Genomic DNA, 15,136 nt, shown 5'->3' with positions numbered 1-15,136 from the left:
CCGTGATTCACTCCCTCAAGATAGTTATTTTTTTTTGATTTTTTCAATTTTTGTTGAGTTTTTAGAGATTCGGACTGGCTGACAAATAGGGCAATAAAAACTACTGCGTTGTCCGATAGTTACCATTTCAATCAAATGTCCGCAGGTTGGGCAATTTTCCCCCTTTCTGCCATAAACATTGAGTGATTGTTGGAAATATCCAGGGCGACCATCTGGCTGGATAAAATCTTGCAATGTTGTGCCACCCTGTTTAATCGCTTGCTGTAATGTCTGTTTAATATTAGCTACTAAGCGTTCACAATCTTCTTTACTCAAAGAACTAACCGAAGCGTTAGGATAAATTCCACAATTAAACAACACCTCATTAGCATAAATATTACCAACACCCACAACTACTGCATTATTCATCAACCAAGATTTAACTGCAGTATGCCGATTACGGCTCTTTTGATAAAGATAATCTCCATTGAAATCATCACTTAACGGTTCGGGCGCCAATTTTGAAAATAAAGAGAAATGCTGTATTGAATCCACCCATAGCCAAGCACCAAATTTACGTGGATCGTTATAACGCAGAATTTTTCCATTCGACAGAATCATATCAATATGATCGTGTTTATCGATCTCATCTTTTGCTGTTACAATTCTTAACGATCCTGACATTCCTAAATGCACAATGATATATCCACACTCCAATTGAAAAATTAGGTATTTTGCACGACGTTGCACATCCAAAATTTCTTCATTCTCAATTTGATAAAGCTCTTTACTGACAATCCAACGTAATTTTTCTGTTCTAATAATCAACTTAACAATTCGTTGATGTTTGGTATAAGGCTGAATCCCCTTTCTCGTAGTTTCAACTTCCGGTAATTCAGGCATCTTTAGCACTCCAATATCAAAATCTACAAATAAAAAAACTGCACCCTAAAAAGGGTGCAGTTTATAAACTCTCATTAAACTGATAAGCAAATTATTCAGTGACAATACTTACGTATTTGCGACCCTTGTCACCTTTCACTTCAAACTTCACTTTACCATCAGCTGTTGCAAATAAAGTGTGGTCACGTCCCATACCAACGTTATTACCTGCGTGGAATTTAGTACCACGTTGACGAACAATGATATTGCCTGCTAATACAGACTCGCCACCGAAGCGTTTAACACCAAGGCGTTTAGCTTCAGAATCACGACCGTTACGAGTTGAACCGCCAGCTTTTTTAGTTGCCATCTACTTGATCTCCTCTGAAATTATGCTTGAATCCCAGTGATTTTCACTTCTGTGAACCACTGACGATGACCTTGTTGTTTACGACTGTGTTTACGACGACGGAATTTAACGATTTTTACTTTATCGCCACGACCGTGTGAAACCACTTCAGCCACTACTTTCGCACCAGTAACAACCGGAGCGCCGATTTTAACATCTTCACCATTAACGACCATCAACACTGAATCAAATTCAACTGATTCACCCGTTGCCACTTCAAGTTTTTCTAAACGAACAACTTGACCTTCGCTTACTCTGTGTTGCTTGCCGCCACTTTGGAAAACCGCGTACATAGAAGAAAACTCCGCTAAATAAAATAGTACCATCAAATCAAACTCGAAAGTTATCTAACTTGGCACTTGTAAAATTCACATAATAGGTGGCGGATTTTACGGAAAAAAAAACAAAATAGCAAGCACGGATTTTAAACAAAATAAAAAATCTGCTTAATTTCACAGTTTAATTTTAGAAATTAAATTTTTAAGGTAGAATTGGGAATTCATTAATAGTATTAACAATTCTTGCACAACAATTATGAAGGGAAGTATGGATTTAAACGAAATTCAAGCGCTGTCTGCTAAGGATATGCAAGCCGTCAACGCAATGATTTCACAACAATTGCAATCTGATGTAGCCTTAATCAATCAACTTAGCTTCTATATTATTAACGGTGGCGGCAAACGTATTCGACCATTAATTGCTGTGTTAGTAGCTAATGCATTGAATTATCAAGGTAATCGGCATATTACCTGTGCAACATTTATTGAGTTTATCCATACGGCTACTTTATTACATGATGATGTTGTTGATGAGTCAACTTTGCGCCGTGGTAAAGATACTGCAAATGCTATTTTCGGCAATGCTGCCAGTGTTTTAGTCGGTGACTTTATCTATACTCGTGCATTTCAATTAATGGCTCGTTTAGGTTCATTGCCTGTTATGCAAGTAATGTCGGATGCAGTGAATGTTATTGCTGCTGGTGAAGTGTTGCAATTAATGAACTGTAACGATCCTGATACTACTGAACAGAGCTATATGCAGGTTATTTACAGTAAAACCGCACGTCTCTTTGAAGTTGCAGCTGAATGTTCGGCACTATTATCCGAAGCAACTGAAGAACAAGTACGAGCAATGAAATTATATGGTCGTTATTTAGGAACAGCATTCCAACTGATTGATGACGTATTGGATTATTGTGCTGATGTGGATAAATTAGGTAAAAACCTTGGCGATGATTTGGAAGAAGGCAAGCCAACATTGCCGCTACTTCACGCTATGCAACACGCCAGCGAAAATGAACGACAATTAATTCGCTCCATTATTGAACACGGTCACGGGCGTAAATATCTTACTAAAATTCAGTCAATGATGGATAAATATAAATCTCTTACCTATACGATAGAAAAAGCAAAACAGGAAGCCCAAAAAGCAATTGATGCACTCTCTGTTATTGATGATAGCCTATATAAAGAAGCATTAATTTCTCTTGCAAAAATTTCTGTAGAACGTAATTATTAAGAAAACAATATGTCAGATATTCAACAAATACCTCCTATTTCTAGAGGGAGAAAAAAGAAAATTACTAAAGATCCGAATGCCCCCTTTGTTCGTCCAAAATTAACTTTGCCTGACGGACATAACAAACTATTGCTCCACTCCTGCTGTGCACCTTGTTCAGGTGAGGTAATGGAGGCTTTACTTGCTTCGGAAATCGATTTCACTATCTATTTTTATAATCCTAATATTCATCCTCAAAAAGAGTATTTAATTCGCAAAGAAGAAAATATTCGGTTTGCTGAAAAATATAACATCCCATTTATTGATGCTGATTATGATCGTGCAGAATGGTTTGAACGGGCAAAAGGGATGGAAGATGAGCCTGAACGAGGTATTCGTTGCACAATGTGCTTTGATATGCGTTTTGAAAAAGCGGCTCAATATGCACACGAACACGGTTTTCCTGTGTTTACCAGCAGCCTCGGCATTTCTCGTTGGAAAGATATGAATCAAATTAATGGTTGTGGTCATCGTGCTGCTGAAAAATATGATGATGTCATTTATTGGGATTATAACTGGCGTAAAGGTGGCGGTTCACAACGAATGATTGAAATTAGTAAACGTGAGAAATTTTATCAACAAGAATATTGCGGTTGTGTTTACTCTTTGCGTGATACTAATAAGTGGCGTGAATCTCAAGGCAGAGCTAAAATTGAGATCGGCAAACTTTATTATTCTGCAGATTAATTTTTATTTGATAAGGACATATTTATGAAACAGTTAAAAAATTTTCTATTAATTGCTCTATTTTCTCTCTTTTTAGCCGCTTGTGGCGATAAAACTGCTGATATGAAAGCAGATGTTGATTTGCTTCAACAAACATTGAATACTGTGTTAAAACAGGAAAGCGGTTCTGCATTAATCCAGCAATTGGAATCAGCTCAAACTGCTGAGGATAAAACCAAAGCATATGCAGCAATTATTGATAATTACAAAATGGTAGTGAAATCTATCAGTGAACTCAAAATCAAAACCGAAGAAGCAAAAAAAGTACAAGCACAATATGATGCTGGTTTAAAATCTTTTATTGATTTAATGCAACAATCTTCCGATTATGTTACTCAACAACCTACACCGGAACAAATTAAGGCATATACCGAACTTCAAGCCAAGACCACACAATCACTTACCGATGCTGAAAAAGCACTTGCCGATTTAAAAGCTCAAATTGAAACCACACAAAAGAAATAAATTTTAAAAAAATCACATTGAAAAAGCGATCTTCGGATCGCTTTTTTATCGCATAACTACACCTCAACAATCGCATTTAAACGTTCTATTTCAACATCAGCTGTTAATGGTTCCATTGATGGTAACTGCTTGCTAACTTTATTAGAGAGCGTCTGAAAACGCTCGACTTTACCATATAAACCTCGTTGTCCGGAAAGCGAAGTAACCGAATCATTATATTGTTTAACCACACTATTTAAACCATTACCTAATTTTTGTAGTCGCTCCGCCACCACGCAAACTTGGTTATAAATATCTCCCGCTTTTTCACTGATTTCTCGAGCCTCACGATTTCCTTTTTCAATGCGCCATAAGCTAGCAACAGTGCGTAAAATCGGCATTAATGTAGTATATGACACTAAAATAACATTTTTTTCATAAGCATTATTAAACAATGTCGGATCTTGTTTTAATGCTTCGATATATGCCGGTTCAATCGGAATAAACATCAACACAAAATCGGGACTTTGAATACCCTCTAAATGACTATAATCCTTTTCCGATAACGATTTAATATGCTGTCTAATAGCTTGAATATGTTCTTTTAAATGTAACTGAATTTTAGCTTCATCAGTAGCAGAAACCGCTTGTTCATAAGCCACTAGTGACACTTTACAATCAATCACGATATGCTTGTTATCAGGCAATTTAATTAAAAAGTCAGGATAGCGATGATTACCCTCATTATCTTTAAAATGAGCTTGGGCAACATACTGCTCATCCGCTACTAAGCCAGCAGATTGCAAAGCATTTTCCAACTGCATTTCTCCCCAGTTGCCCAATGTTTTTTTCTGCCCTTTCAATGCTGTTGTCAAATTATTTGCCTCTTTCGACATATTTAATCCAATTTCCAACACCTTTTTAAGTTCTGCTTCCAAACTGGCATTCCCTTTTACCGTTTCAGAATGCACTTCATTAACACGTTTTTGAAAGCCCTCAATCTGCTCTTTAAATGGTTTTAATAAACTATCCAACGCTACTTGATTGGATTGTGAAAAACTGCGGCTTTTCTCTTCCAAAATCTGATTGGCAAGCTGTTGGAACTCTAACGTTAATTGTTTTTTATTATTTTCTAACAACTGCTGTTGTTCAGCAAAATGCATCTCTTTTTCCGCTAAACTGGTGCGTAATGCTGCTAATTGTTGCGATAATTGCGTAATTTGTTGTTGCGCCGATACATTTAGCTGTTCCAGTTCTTGGTGTTGTCGATTTTTCTCCTGTAGCAACGACTCAATTCCCTGTTTTTCCGTTTGGCTACGGATTTTTTCTTGTAACGCCAATTGATATTGCTCTGTTAATAACTCTGATTTCTGCAACAGCGCATTATACTGTTCCACCGTTTGTGCTTGTTGCTGTTGTAACGCCTGCAATAATTTTTGTTTCTGCAAATTCAATAAGATAAACACAACACTGGTCAAAGCTAATAACAACATAACAATATAAAGTACAAAATCCATAACTTCTCCTCAAAAAACAAATTGACTGATTCAGTATAACAAATGCTGATCTGAAATCCCGTAATCATTACAATATTAGCCAAACTGAATATAGGAATCTATTATGAAAAAAATTTATCTAGGATCTAACAGTCCACGCCGTTTTCAACTATTACAACAACTGGGTTTATCTGTCGAGGTATTAAAAGGTGAAATTGACGAAACGGTTGGTGAAAATGAAACAGCAAGTGATTATGTTTTACGAATGGCAATCAGTAAAAATCAGCAAATTCGCTATCTTTTCCCTAACAAAAGAAAATATCCACTTCTCACTGCCGATACCTGTATTGCATTTAATAATCAAATTTTAGGCAAACCCCATACAGAAGAAGAAGCTTTTGCAATGCTTTCAATGTTGTCCGGCAATACTCATCACGTATTAACAGCTATTTGCGTTTCAACACCCATCAAACAACATTATTGTCTGCAATCTAGCGAAGTCATTTTTAAATCGCTTTCGACAGAAGAAATTCACTCTTATATTGCCAGTGGAGAACCTTTTGATAAGGCAGGAGCATATGCGATACAAGGATTGGCTGCAAGTTTTATCAGGCATTTAAGTGGCAGTTATTCGGGTGTGATGGGCTTACCGTTGTTTGAAACGAGCGAATTATTAAAGAAATTTTCAACAAATATTCTCTAACCAATTGTATTTAAATAAAAAACTGCACTTTGTCGTGCAGTTTTCTGTTTCATTAACCGCTTTTAAAATTACAACAATAAAGCCGAACCCCATTTGATGATATCAAAGAAAAATTTATTTTCATTGGTCGCAATCCCATCCGGATTACTATTTTTACCATCCTCTGAACTGTTTTTAGGCTCATCCACAGCCATTCCGCTTTGATACTGTCCTTTCACCACTTTTAAATCATCACGTGCTTTAATTCTCAATGTTGCACATTCCGTCGTTGGCATCGGTTCAAATTCAGTTTGTTTGAATTTTTTATATTGATATTGTGCATACCCCATTGATTTTTCATCCTGTTGGATCATCTTTACATAATCTGCGCCAATAATGTCTTCCAGAGGATAAAAGAATACATATTGTGAATGAATATAAGCATCTTCTTTAGAAAAATGCTCTTGCTGAATACGTGTTAAGTTTGGATAGATGCATTGTTCTGCCTGATGACTCGCCACTACCCAATGCCGTGCATCATTATCACTTAACTCATAATCAGCATTAGCATATTCTGCAGGATAAGGATCAATATTTGAACTGCATCCTGCAAGAAATAAAATTGTTATTGAAAAAATTACTTTTTTTATCATCATCTTTTTCCATTAAGCTAAGCGCTGTCTGACAATTTCAAATAAACAAACACCAGTTGCAACCGAAACATTCAATGAAGAAACAGAACCTTGCATTGGAATGCTCACTAATTGATCGCAATGTTCTCGGGTCAAACGGCGCATACCATCGCCTTCTGCCCCCATCACTAACGCTAATGCTCCAGTTAACTTATTCTGATAAATTGAGCTATTGGCTTCACCGGCAGTCCCCACAACCCAGACATTATAATCTTGTTGTAGCGTTTTTAAAGTGCGAGCTAAATTTGTTACCCGAATTAACGGCACGACTTCAGCCGCACCGCACGCTACTTTTCTTGCCACAGAAGTTAATTGTGCGGATTTATCTCTCGGTATAATAACCGCATCCACTCCAGCTGCATCGGCAGTACGCAAACAAGCGCCTAAATTATGTGGATCCGTTACCCCATCAAGCACCAATAATAATGGATGTTTCTTCTGTTGCAATAAAACATATAGATCATTTTCTGTCTGCTCTTTTGGTGGTTGTACTTTGGCAATAATGCCCTGATGTGTTTCACCATTTGCTTTTTTATCCAACGCTTGACGTGTTAAAAACTGTACTGAAATGCCCCATTGGTGTAATTCATTTAATAAAGGCTGTAAACGTTTATCTTCACGCCCTTTTAACACAAATACTTCAATGAAACGCTCCGGCGTAGTTGATAACACTGCCGAAACTGCGTGAATACCGTAAATTTGTTCGCTCATACACACTCTCTAATTATTTTCGTTTTTTATTCTTGTTCCGCTTAGTTTTTTTCTTTTTCTCTTTACGTTTTTTCTCATCAACATTGGCTTGTTTCCGTAAACGTTTTTGCAAACTTTCACTATAACGCAAGCTCTTTTTAGCACGATCTTTTTCTGTTTTACCCAATCGTTGCGGTTTACGCTCACTTGAAATCAGTGTGAAATCTAATGTTTTTTCTTCCAAACTCACCGCTTCAACTCTGACCGTAACCTTATCACCGATACGATACAGCATTCCACTGTTCTCACCGATTAAACGCTGAGTACTCGGATCAAAACGATAATAATCGTTATCCAGCGTAGAAATATGGACTAAACCATCAATGAAAAGATCATTCAATCTGACAAAAAAACCGAATCCGGTAACACTGGAAATAGTTCCCTCAAACACTTCACCAATGTGATCTTGCATAAATTCACATTTAAGCCAATCTGCAACATCCCTCGTTGCTTCATCCGCACGGCGTTCCGTCATTGAACAGTGATCGCCTAACAAATCAATCTCATCCAATTTATAATGGTAGCCACCACTCTTAGTAGTACGTTTGGTTAAACCGTGCTGTTTTGACAATAAATACTTGATGCCTCGGTGTAAAGATAAATCGGGATAACGGCGAATCGGTGAAGTAAAATGCGCATATTCTGTCAAAGCCAAACCAAAGTGTCCAATATTATCACCACTGTATATTGCTTGGCTTAATGAGCGCAATAACATTGTCTGAATTAATTCTTTATCAGGGCGTTCATTCACTTTTAACATTAATTTGGCATAATCCGCCGGTGTCGGCTTTAATCCGCCTTCCAGAGTTAAACCGCATTCTCTTAAGAAAGTACGGAAAGAGGTGAGTTTTTCCTCGCTCGGCAAGGCGTGAATGCGGAATAGTGCCGGCTCTTGATGTTGCTCCATAAAATGTGCTGCACAAATATTCGCCAAAATCATACACTCTTCAATAATCTTATGGGCATCATTGCGTTGCACTGGCTCAATTCGTTCGATTCTGCCTTGATCATTAAAAATAAATTTAGTTTCTATCGTTTCAAAATCAATCGCACCTCGTTTATGCCGTGCTTTCAATAGCACTTTAAACATTGCATACAGTTCTTGTAAATGTGGCACTAAATCTTGATAACGTTCGGTTAATTCTTCGTCTCCCTGCAAAATTCGCCATACTTTGCTGTATGTTAAACGTGCGTGTGAATTCATTACCGCTTCGTAGAATTGGTACTGTTCAATTCTGCCTTTTGCAGACAGTTGAATTTCACACACCATACAAAGGCGATCTACCTGTGGATTAAGTGAACACAATCCATTTGATAATACTTCCGGCAACATTGGCACAACCCTACTTGGGAAATAGACAGAATTTCCTCTTTGATAGGCTTCTTTATCTAGCGCACTTTTTGGACGCACATAGTAACTGACATCCGCAATCGCCACCCATAATTTCCAACCGCCGTGCTCGCATTTTTGACAAAATACTGCATCATCAAAATCACGGGCATCTTCACCATCAATCGTAACCAAAGGTAGTTGTCGCAAATCGACACGCCCTTGTTTATCCTTGTCATCAACGATTTCACTCAATCCTTGAATCTGCTGTGCCACCTCTTCCGGCCAAACGTGCGGAATATCGTAATTGCGAATAGCAATTTCCACTTCCATTCCTTTCGCCATATTGTCGCCCAACACTTCGGTGATTCTGCCTGTTAAACGGGAAAGCCCTTTTTCTTTAGGTTTCAGTTCCACCACCACAACTTGCCCCATTCTGGCTCCGGCACGATATTCATTCGGAATTAAAATATCGTGATTAATCCGGCTATCATCCGGCACTACATAACCGATGCCCTCTTCTAAGAAAAAACGACCGACAATCTGCTTCTTGCGACGTTCTAGTACCCGAACAATTCGCACCTCTTTGCGTCCGCGACGATCTACGCCGTTCGGCTGTGCCAATACATAATCATCGTGTAACACTTTTTGCATTTGGCTATTAGGGATAAACCAATCATCCTTTACGCCATCAACCTGCAAAAAGCCATAACCATCTTTATGACCAATCACCGTTCCCTTCAAAAGATCCAATCGTTCAGGCAAGGCATAACATTTGCGCTTAGTAAAAACCAACTGCCCATCATTTTCCATTGCTCGTAAACGGCGACGCATTCCCTCCTGCTGCTCCGGATCGGTAATTGCTAACGCTTGTAAAATAGATTCCCGACTCATCGGTTTATTATGATCTCGAATAACCGTAAGGATCAATTCACGACTTGGAATTGGATTTTCATATCTTTCAGCTTCCTCGCTATAATGAGGATCTTGATATTGCATTAATGTCTCCTTAATTTTTTGTTTTATTTATTGCTTTTATTCACAATTAAAATATTGATTCATTTCTAACGCCGGTTTTGCTTTTTTATCTTGCCCTATCTGTTTTGCAGGCACGCCCGCTACCGTAGAATAAGCTACAACCGGATGTAACACTACCGAGCAGGCGCCAATTTTGGCATATTCACCTACTTCGATATTTCCTAAAATTTTTGCACCAGCACCAATCATCACCCCTTTACGCACTTTAGGGTGGCGATCACCAACTTCTTTTCCTGTACCGCCCAATGTCACATCTTGCAAAATAGAAACATCATTCTCTATCACAGATGTTTCCCCAATAACAATACCTGTGGCGTGATCTAACATAATACCGTAACCAATTTTTGCTGCCGGATGAATATCAACATCAAACGCAACAGAAATTTGATTTTGTAGATAAATTGCTAATGCTTTCCGTTGTTTCTGCCATAAGTGGTGAGTGATACGATAACTTTGCAAAGCGTGAAATCCTTTTAAATAAAGTAATGGTGTAGAATAAAGTTCCACTGCCGGATCGCGAACTCGTACAGCTTCAATATCGTGAGCAGCACTTTCAATAATTTTTGGATTTTCCCGATAAACTTCATCAATAATTTCACGCAATGAGATCGCTGGCATTGTCGAGCTAGATAACTTATTCGCTAAAATATAACTTAGTGCCGTACCCAAATGTTGATGCGTTAAAATTGTTGAATGGAAAAAACTTGCCAATGAAGGTTCTTGTTCTGCGAGTAATTTTGCTTCATCTCGAATGCTTTGCCAAATCCGTTGTAATAGTACCGACATAGATACCCCTATTCACTTTTCTTTTCTCTTGATAATAAATTTGCTGCTGCTTCAGTTGCAGTTAACCCACAGAATAGCATTTGATAAATTTGCTCAACAATCGGCATTTCTACCTGCTGTTGTTGTGCTAATCGATAGGCCTCCTGTGTGTTGAAATATCCTTCTACAACTTGCCCAATTTCCTGCATCGCTTGTTCTACAGAATAACCTTTGCCTAACATCATTCCAAAACGGCGATTACGAGATTGATTGTCGGTACACGTTAAAACTAAATCACCTAAACAGGCCATTCCCATAAATGTGTGTGGTTCTGCACCTAAAGACAATCCTAAACGTGAAATTTCTGCTAAACCACGCGTGATCAATGCTGTTCTTGCATTCGCTCCATAACCGATACCATCTGAAATACCAGCACCAATTGCGATCACATTTTTAATCGCTCCACCCAACTGCACACCAATCATATCCGGATTCAGATAAACGCGGAAATGTTTACTGCAATGAATACGTTCCTGTAACGCTTTGGCAAAAGCCTCTTCTGTTGAAGACAACACAATAGCAGTCGGCAAGCCTGAAGCCAGTTCTTTAGCAAATGTCGGCCCTGATAAAACAGCCAATGGCATATTATTTCCTAAAATATCTTTCGCTACCTGATGTAACAAACGTCCGCTATTATGTTCCAAACCTTTACTTGCCCAAATAATACGATGTTGCGGTTTTAATAAGGGCTTAATCTGCTTTAAAACATCGGCAAAAACGTGACTCGGCACAACGATCAATATATCTCGGCTGTTTGCAACTGCTGTATCCAATTCAGTTTCAATTTGTAATGCTTTCGGAAAAGTAACACCGGGCAAAAAACGTTCATTTTGCCGTTGTTGTGCCAATTTTCTCATTTCTACCGTATTTCGCCCCCATAATATTGTTGGCAAGCCATTTCTCGAAAGTGCTATCGCTAATGCTGTTCCGTAAGAACCAGCACCAATTACGGTAATGGGTAAAAATTCTGTCATAACTATCGCTTTTATTTGATTAGTGTTAAACAAAGGATAGACGAAAGAGAGAGGATTTCAATAAGATTTTAGAAAAGAGGTGAAAAAGCATCTCCGAAGAGACGCTTTTCAGGAATTAATTTACAGTTTCCGTTTTTTGTTCTTGAGCAGTCTCCGCCTGCGCTGCTTGTTGACGTTGCAAATATTCAACAAATAAAGCATCAAAATTAACCGGTGCCAAATTTAATGCAGGGAATGTGCCTCGATTAACTAAATTTGAAACTAATTCTCGAACATATGGAAACAACATATTCGGACATTGTGAAGTTAATGCGTGAGCTAACTGCATCTCTTCTAAACCGCTGATGGCGAAAATACCAGCCTGTTTTGCTTCACAAATAAAAGCAACAGTATCAGTACCTTCCAGTTTGGTTTCAATAGAAACATTAAGTACCACTTCATAAAGATTTTCTGCTAATACATTTGTTTCTGTATCCAAATCAAATTTTAAGACCGGTTTCCATTCCTGTTGGAATAAATGAGGTAAATTCGGTGCTTCAAATGAGACATCTTTTACATAAATGCGTTGAATCTGCAACATTGGTTGAGCTTGTTGTTCTGAACCTTGTTCTGCTGTTTTATTTTCTTCTGCCATCACTAATTTCCTTTTTTATCTAATTAACTTTTTTTAACAAGAGGTAAATTCGCTGCTCGCCAACCTTGGATTCCCTCTTTTAATGAATAAACCTGCTTAAAACCTTGTTTATACAACTGCTCTGCTGAACCGCGTGAAGTCATTCCTGAAGCACAAACAACAATGACCGGTTGCTCTTTGTACTGCTCCAATTTACCAAGATTATGCTGTTTAATATCGCTTGGTAACACATTTTGACTGCCTGCGATATGACCACGCAAAAACTCTTCAATACTACGTAAATCAATAATAACGGCATTCTGTTTATTAACTAATTGTGACAAAGTCGCTTGCTCAATCTCTTTTGCACCAGAAACGGCACTTTTTACAAAAACATAAATTGTCCCGATAAATACGACAATCCACGCAATAACCATCACCGTATGTTGAGAGGCAAACGCTATTGCCTTTGGCATAAATTCTTCCATTTATTTTGATCTCTTATCTTATTAATGGTTAAAAAGTTGAATAAGTATAACCTTACTCTATAGAATTAAACAATCGAAACATCATTTTTCCGGAAAAAATCTCAACAAAAATAAAGCACTTCTCTACATTATGCAGAAAAGTGCCTATTTCTTTTAATTAAGCATTAAAGATAATATTTTTTAATTACTTTCAAATCATCACTTAATTCATAAACTAAAGGCTGTCCAGTTGGGATCTCTAAATCCATAATGCCTTCATCAGAAATACCTTCTATGTGTTTCGCCAAAGCGCGAAGTGAGTTACCGTGAGCCGCAACCAATACTTTCTTACCGGATAATAATGCTGGTGCAATTTGATCTTCCCAGAAAGGTAACACACGATCTAAAGTTACTTTTAAATTTTCACAATCAGGCACTACATCCGCCGGCAAATGTTTATAACGGCGGTCATTATGTGCTGAATTAGGATCATCTTTTGCTAATTCAGGCGGCAATACATCATAAGAACGACGCCAAATGTGAACTTGTTCATCACCAAACTCTTCCGCAGCTTCTTTCTTATTTAAGCCTTGTAAACCACCATAGTGACGTTCATTTAAACGCCAAGTTTTAATTTGTGGAACCCATAACTGATTAGATTCTTCCAAAACAAGGTTACAGGTTTTAATCGCACGAGTTAATACGGAAGTAAATGCGATGTCAAATTCAAAACCAGCTTCTTTTAATTTACGTCCTGCTGCTTTTGCTTCTTCAACTCCCTTTTCACTTAAATTAACATCACGCCAGCCGGTGAAAAGATTCAATGCATTCCATTCACTTAAACCATGACGAATAAACACTAATTGCATAATGATTCTCCTAAAAATTAGATCAAAAAACTGCGCTCTTTATAACAAAATTTGATTACTTTTAAAATAGAACGGCTTCGCTTTTATTAGAATTGCTGATCTTTAACAAAAAAAATTCTAAAATAGCACCAAATTATTCTGTTTTTTATCATTATCATTGTTTGAATTATGTTCAATACCCGTTTTACTGTTCAGTCTTTATGCCACCTAATATTGTGTTTATTATTACTAATGAACAGCAATATCGGCTATGCAGTAAATGATCTTGCATCAATTCAGCAACAAATAAAACAACAAGAACAAAAGATTGCTCAGCAACAGCAAGAAAAAAGCCAGTTACAGTCACAACTAAAATATCAACAACAAAAGATTGAAAAAATTAGTGATCAACTGCAACAAAGTAGAGATGAACTAAAAACAATTCAACGCAATATTCAAAACGGGCAAAAACAAATTCGCCGATTACAACAACAAGAACGCGAACAAAAGCAACAGCTGGCACATTTGCTTGATTCTGCTTACCGTAAAAATTTACAACAACACGAAATTGAGAAAATGTTCTCTCAAGAAGCACGCGACAGTGATCGAATGAATACCTATGTGAAATACATTAATCAACAAAAAATCGCACTGATTCAGGATCTTAAACAGACTCAAGAACAGCTAAAGCAGCAACAACAGCTAGTTAAAGAACAGCAACAACAGCAACAACAGGAAATTAACAAGCAACGCCAGCAACAGCGTTCATTACAGCAAGTTAAGAACGAACACCAATCCACATTAGCCAAATTAAATCGCAGCCTAACCGCCAATCAAAATAAATTAACGCAATTAAAAGAGAACGAAAACCGACTACGCCAAGAAATCGCTGCGGCGGAACGAGCTGCTAAACAACGAGAACAACAGGAACTGGTCTCTTTACAGAAAAAACAGAAAAAAGCGGAACAGGAACATCAAACTTATAAACCGACAGAAAAAGAGCAACAGTTGGTTGGGAGAGGAAATGGTCTCGGAGCGGCACGCCGTCAATATATAATGCCGGTTTCCGGACGAGTAAGTAACCGCTACGGCTCAATTCAAATGGGAGAAATCCGCTGGAAAGGCATTGTTATTCAAGCCAATCGTGGTGCAAATGTGAGAGCCATTGCTCCGGGCAAAGTGATTTTAGCTAATCGTCTTCAAGGTTATGGTTTGGTCATTGTGATTGATCACGGTCGAGGTGATATGAGCATCTACGGTTATAACAGTACATTGCAAGTCCGAAATGGCGATGTGGTCAGTGCCGGTGAAACTATTGCTCAAGTTGGGCAAAATGAAGACGGTCGTGCAGCACTCTACTTTGAAATTCGCCGTCAGGGTGAACCAGTAAATCCATCACATTGGTTAAAGTAATAGCGGAGTTA

General features: G+C 37.9%; 17 protein-coding genes. 5 read left to right on the top strand and 12 right to left on the bottom strand.

The window, feature by feature from the left end:
- Positions 1–24: 24 nt before the first annotated feature.
- From mutM to rplU, 3 genes are all read right to left on the bottom strand, one after another.
- A complete protein-coding gene (gene mutM / locus JP36_RS07005; protein ID WP_039173397.1) occupies positions 25–882 on the bottom strand; it encodes a bifunctional DNA-formamidopyrimidine glycosylase/DNA-(apurinic or apyrimidinic site) lyase in 858 nt (285 codons plus the stop codon).
- A 91-nt stretch (positions 883–973) separates the two neighbouring features.
- Complete coding sequence (gene rpmA / locus JP36_RS07000; RefSeq protein WP_013745795.1) at positions 974–1,231, bottom strand: 50S ribosomal protein L27; 258 nt, start codon at positions 1,229–1,231, stop codon at positions 974–976.
- 20 nt (positions 1,232–1,251) lie between these two features.
- Positions 1,252–1,563, bottom strand: coding sequence for a 50S ribosomal protein L21 (gene rplU / locus JP36_RS06995; protein WP_039173396.1), 312 nt, complete (start codon positions 1,561–1,563; stop codon positions 1,252–1,254).
- Between the two features lie 253 nt (positions 1,564–1,816).
- Here rplU and ispB point away from each other — a divergent pair, with 253 nt between their 5' ends.
- From ispB to JP36_RS06980, 3 genes are read left to right on the top strand one after another with little or no spacing between them, the layout of a single operon-like run.
- Positions 1,817–2,788, top strand: coding sequence for an octaprenyl diphosphate synthase (gene ispB / locus JP36_RS06990; protein ID WP_039133465.1), 972 nt, complete (start codon positions 1,817–1,819; stop codon positions 2,786–2,788).
- A gap of 9 nt (positions 2,789–2,797) precedes the next feature.
- Positions 2,798–3,514, top strand: coding sequence for an epoxyqueuosine reductase QueH (locus tag JP36_RS06985; RefSeq protein WP_039133468.1), 717 nt, complete (start codon positions 2,798–2,800; stop codon positions 3,512–3,514).
- A gap of 24 nt (positions 3,515–3,538) precedes the next feature.
- A complete protein-coding gene (locus tag JP36_RS06980) occupies positions 3,539–4,018 on the top strand; it encodes a hypothetical protein (protein ID WP_039133471.1) in 480 nt (159 codons plus the stop codon).
- Between the two features lie 56 nt (positions 4,019–4,074).
- On the opposite strand, the gene rmuC is transcribed toward JP36_RS06980, so the two are convergent.
- A complete protein-coding gene (rmuC, locus tag JP36_RS06975) occupies positions 4,075–5,514 on the bottom strand; it encodes a DNA recombination protein RmuC (RefSeq protein ID WP_039173393.1) in 1,440 nt (479 codons plus the stop codon).
- A gap of 103 nt (positions 5,515–5,617) precedes the next feature.
- On the opposite strand from rmuC, the gene JP36_RS06970 reads away from it, so the two are divergent.
- Positions 5,618–6,196: a Maf family protein gene (locus JP36_RS06970; protein WP_018345693.1), complete on the top strand. Its 579-nt coding sequence runs from the start codon at positions 5,618–5,620 to the stop codon at positions 6,194–6,196.
- Between the two features lie 68 nt (positions 6,197–6,264).
- Here the strand turns inward: JP36_RS06970 and JP36_RS06965 are convergent, their stop codons facing one another.
- The 8 genes from JP36_RS06965 to JP36_RS06930 all read right to left on the bottom strand — a co-directional run bounded on the left by JP36_RS06965 (position 6,265) and on the right by JP36_RS06930 (position 13,733).
- Entirely contained in the window at positions 6,265–6,828 is a 564-nt protein-coding gene (locus JP36_RS06965; protein ID WP_081964352.1) for a DUF5358 domain-containing protein, read from the bottom strand.
- Positions 6,829–6,840: 12 nt separating this feature from the next.
- Positions 6,841–7,578: a 23S rRNA (guanosine(2251)-2'-O)-methyltransferase RlmB gene (rlmB, locus tag JP36_RS06960; protein ID WP_039173388.1), complete on the bottom strand. Its 738-nt coding sequence runs from the start codon at positions 7,576–7,578 to the stop codon at positions 6,841–6,843.
- A 13-nt stretch (positions 7,579–7,591) separates the two neighbouring features.
- Positions 7,592–9,946 (bottom strand): ribonuclease R, encoded by a 2,355-nt coding sequence (rnr, locus tag JP36_RS06955; protein WP_039173385.1) that lies wholly within the window; start codon positions 9,944–9,946, stop codon positions 7,592–7,594.
- 36 nt (positions 9,947–9,982) lie between these two features.
- A complete protein-coding gene (gene cysE / locus JP36_RS06950; RefSeq protein WP_039173383.1) occupies positions 9,983–10,771 on the bottom strand; it encodes a serine O-acetyltransferase in 789 nt (262 codons plus the stop codon).
- An 8-nt stretch (positions 10,772–10,779) separates the two neighbouring features.
- Positions 10,780–11,784, bottom strand: coding sequence for an NAD(P)H-dependent glycerol-3-phosphate dehydrogenase (gene gpsA / locus JP36_RS06945; RefSeq protein WP_039133567.1), 1,005 nt, complete (start codon positions 11,782–11,784; stop codon positions 10,780–10,782).
- A 115-nt stretch (positions 11,785–11,899) separates the two neighbouring features.
- Positions 11,900–12,418 carry a protein-export chaperone SecB gene (gene secB, locus JP36_RS06940; RefSeq protein WP_039133570.1) on the bottom strand — a complete coding sequence of 173 codons (519 nt, stop codon included), beginning with the start codon at positions 12,416–12,418 and terminating at the stop codon, positions 11,900–11,902.
- Positions 12,419–12,441: 23 nt separating this feature from the next.
- On the bottom strand, positions 12,442–12,885 hold the full coding sequence (locus JP36_RS06935) for a rhodanese-like domain-containing protein (protein ID WP_039173380.1): 444 nt from the start codon (positions 12,883–12,885) through the stop codon (positions 12,442–12,444).
- 164 nt (positions 12,886–13,049) lie between these two features.
- Positions 13,050–13,733, bottom strand: a complete 684-nt coding sequence (locus JP36_RS06930) for a 2,3-diphosphoglycerate-dependent phosphoglycerate mutase (protein WP_039094662.1) — start codon at positions 13,731–13,733, stop codon at positions 13,050–13,052.
- A 231-nt stretch (positions 13,734–13,964) separates the two neighbouring features.
- Here JP36_RS06930 and envC point away from each other — a divergent pair, with 231 nt between their 5' ends.
- A complete protein-coding gene (gene envC, locus JP36_RS06925; protein ID WP_234702165.1) occupies positions 13,965–15,125 on the top strand; it encodes a murein hydrolase activator EnvC in 1,161 nt (386 codons plus the stop codon).
- Positions 15,126–15,136: the final 11 nt, after the last annotated feature.

Origin of the sequence: Gallibacterium genomosp. 1 (assembly GCF_000771875.1) — a bacterium.
Taxonomy (GTDB): domain Bacteria; phylum Pseudomonadota; class Gammaproteobacteria; order Enterobacterales; family Pasteurellaceae; genus Gallibacterium.
This window is presented reverse-complemented; position numbering and strand designations above follow the sequence as displayed.

Coding starts and splice junctions, on each gene's coding strand:
- mutM (WP_039173397.1), bottom strand. CDS start 882: ATGCCTGAATTACCGGAAGTTGAAACTACGAGAAAGGGGATTCAGCCT.
- rpmA (WP_013745795.1), bottom strand. CDS start 1,231: ATGGCAACTAAAAAAGCTGGCGGTTCAACTCGTAACGGTCGTGATTCT.
- rplU (WP_039173396.1), bottom strand. CDS start 1,563: ATGTACGCGGTTTTCCAAAGTGGCGGCAAGCAACACAGAGTAAGCGAA.
- ispB (WP_039133465.1), top strand. CDS start 1,817: ATGGATTTAAACGAAATTCAAGCGCTGTCTGCTAAGGATATGCAAGCC.
- JP36_RS06985 (WP_039133468.1), top strand. CDS start 2,798: ATGTCAGATATTCAACAAATACCTCCTATTTCTAGAGGGAGAAAAAAG.
- JP36_RS06980 (WP_039133471.1), top strand. CDS start 3,539: ATGAAACAGTTAAAAAATTTTCTATTAATTGCTCTATTTTCTCTCTTT.
- rmuC (WP_039173393.1), bottom strand. CDS start 5,514: ATGGATTTTGTACTTTATATTGTTATGTTGTTATTAGCTTTGACCAGT.
- JP36_RS06970 (WP_018345693.1), top strand. CDS start 5,618: ATGAAAAAAATTTATCTAGGATCTAACAGTCCACGCCGTTTTCAACTA.
- JP36_RS06965 (WP_081964352.1), bottom strand. CDS start 6,828: ATGATAAAAAAAGTAATTTTTTCAATAACAATTTTATTTCTTGCAGGA.
- rlmB (WP_039173388.1), bottom strand. CDS start 7,578: ATGAGCGAACAAATTTACGGTATTCACGCAGTTTCGGCAGTGTTATCA.
- rnr (WP_039173385.1), bottom strand. CDS start 9,946: ATGCAATATCAAGATCCTCATTATAGCGAGGAAGCTGAAAGATATGAA.
- cysE (WP_039173383.1), bottom strand. CDS start 10,771: ATGTCGGTACTATTACAACGGATTTGGCAAAGCATTCGAGATGAAGCA.
- gpsA (WP_039133567.1), bottom strand. CDS start 11,784: ATGACAGAATTTTTACCCATTACCGTAATTGGTGCTGGTTCTTACGGA.
- secB (WP_039133570.1), bottom strand. CDS start 12,418: ATGGCAGAAGAAAATAAAACAGCAGAACAAGGTTCAGAACAACAAGCT.
- JP36_RS06935 (WP_039173380.1), bottom strand. CDS start 12,885: ATGGAAGAATTTATGCCAAAGGCAATAGCGTTTGCCTCTCAACATACG.
- JP36_RS06930 (WP_039094662.1), bottom strand. CDS start 13,733: ATGCAATTAGTGTTTATTCGTCATGGTTTAAGTGAATGGAATGCATTG.
- envC (WP_234702165.1), top strand. CDS start 13,965: ATGAACAGCAATATCGGCTATGCAGTAAATGATCTTGCATCAATTCAG.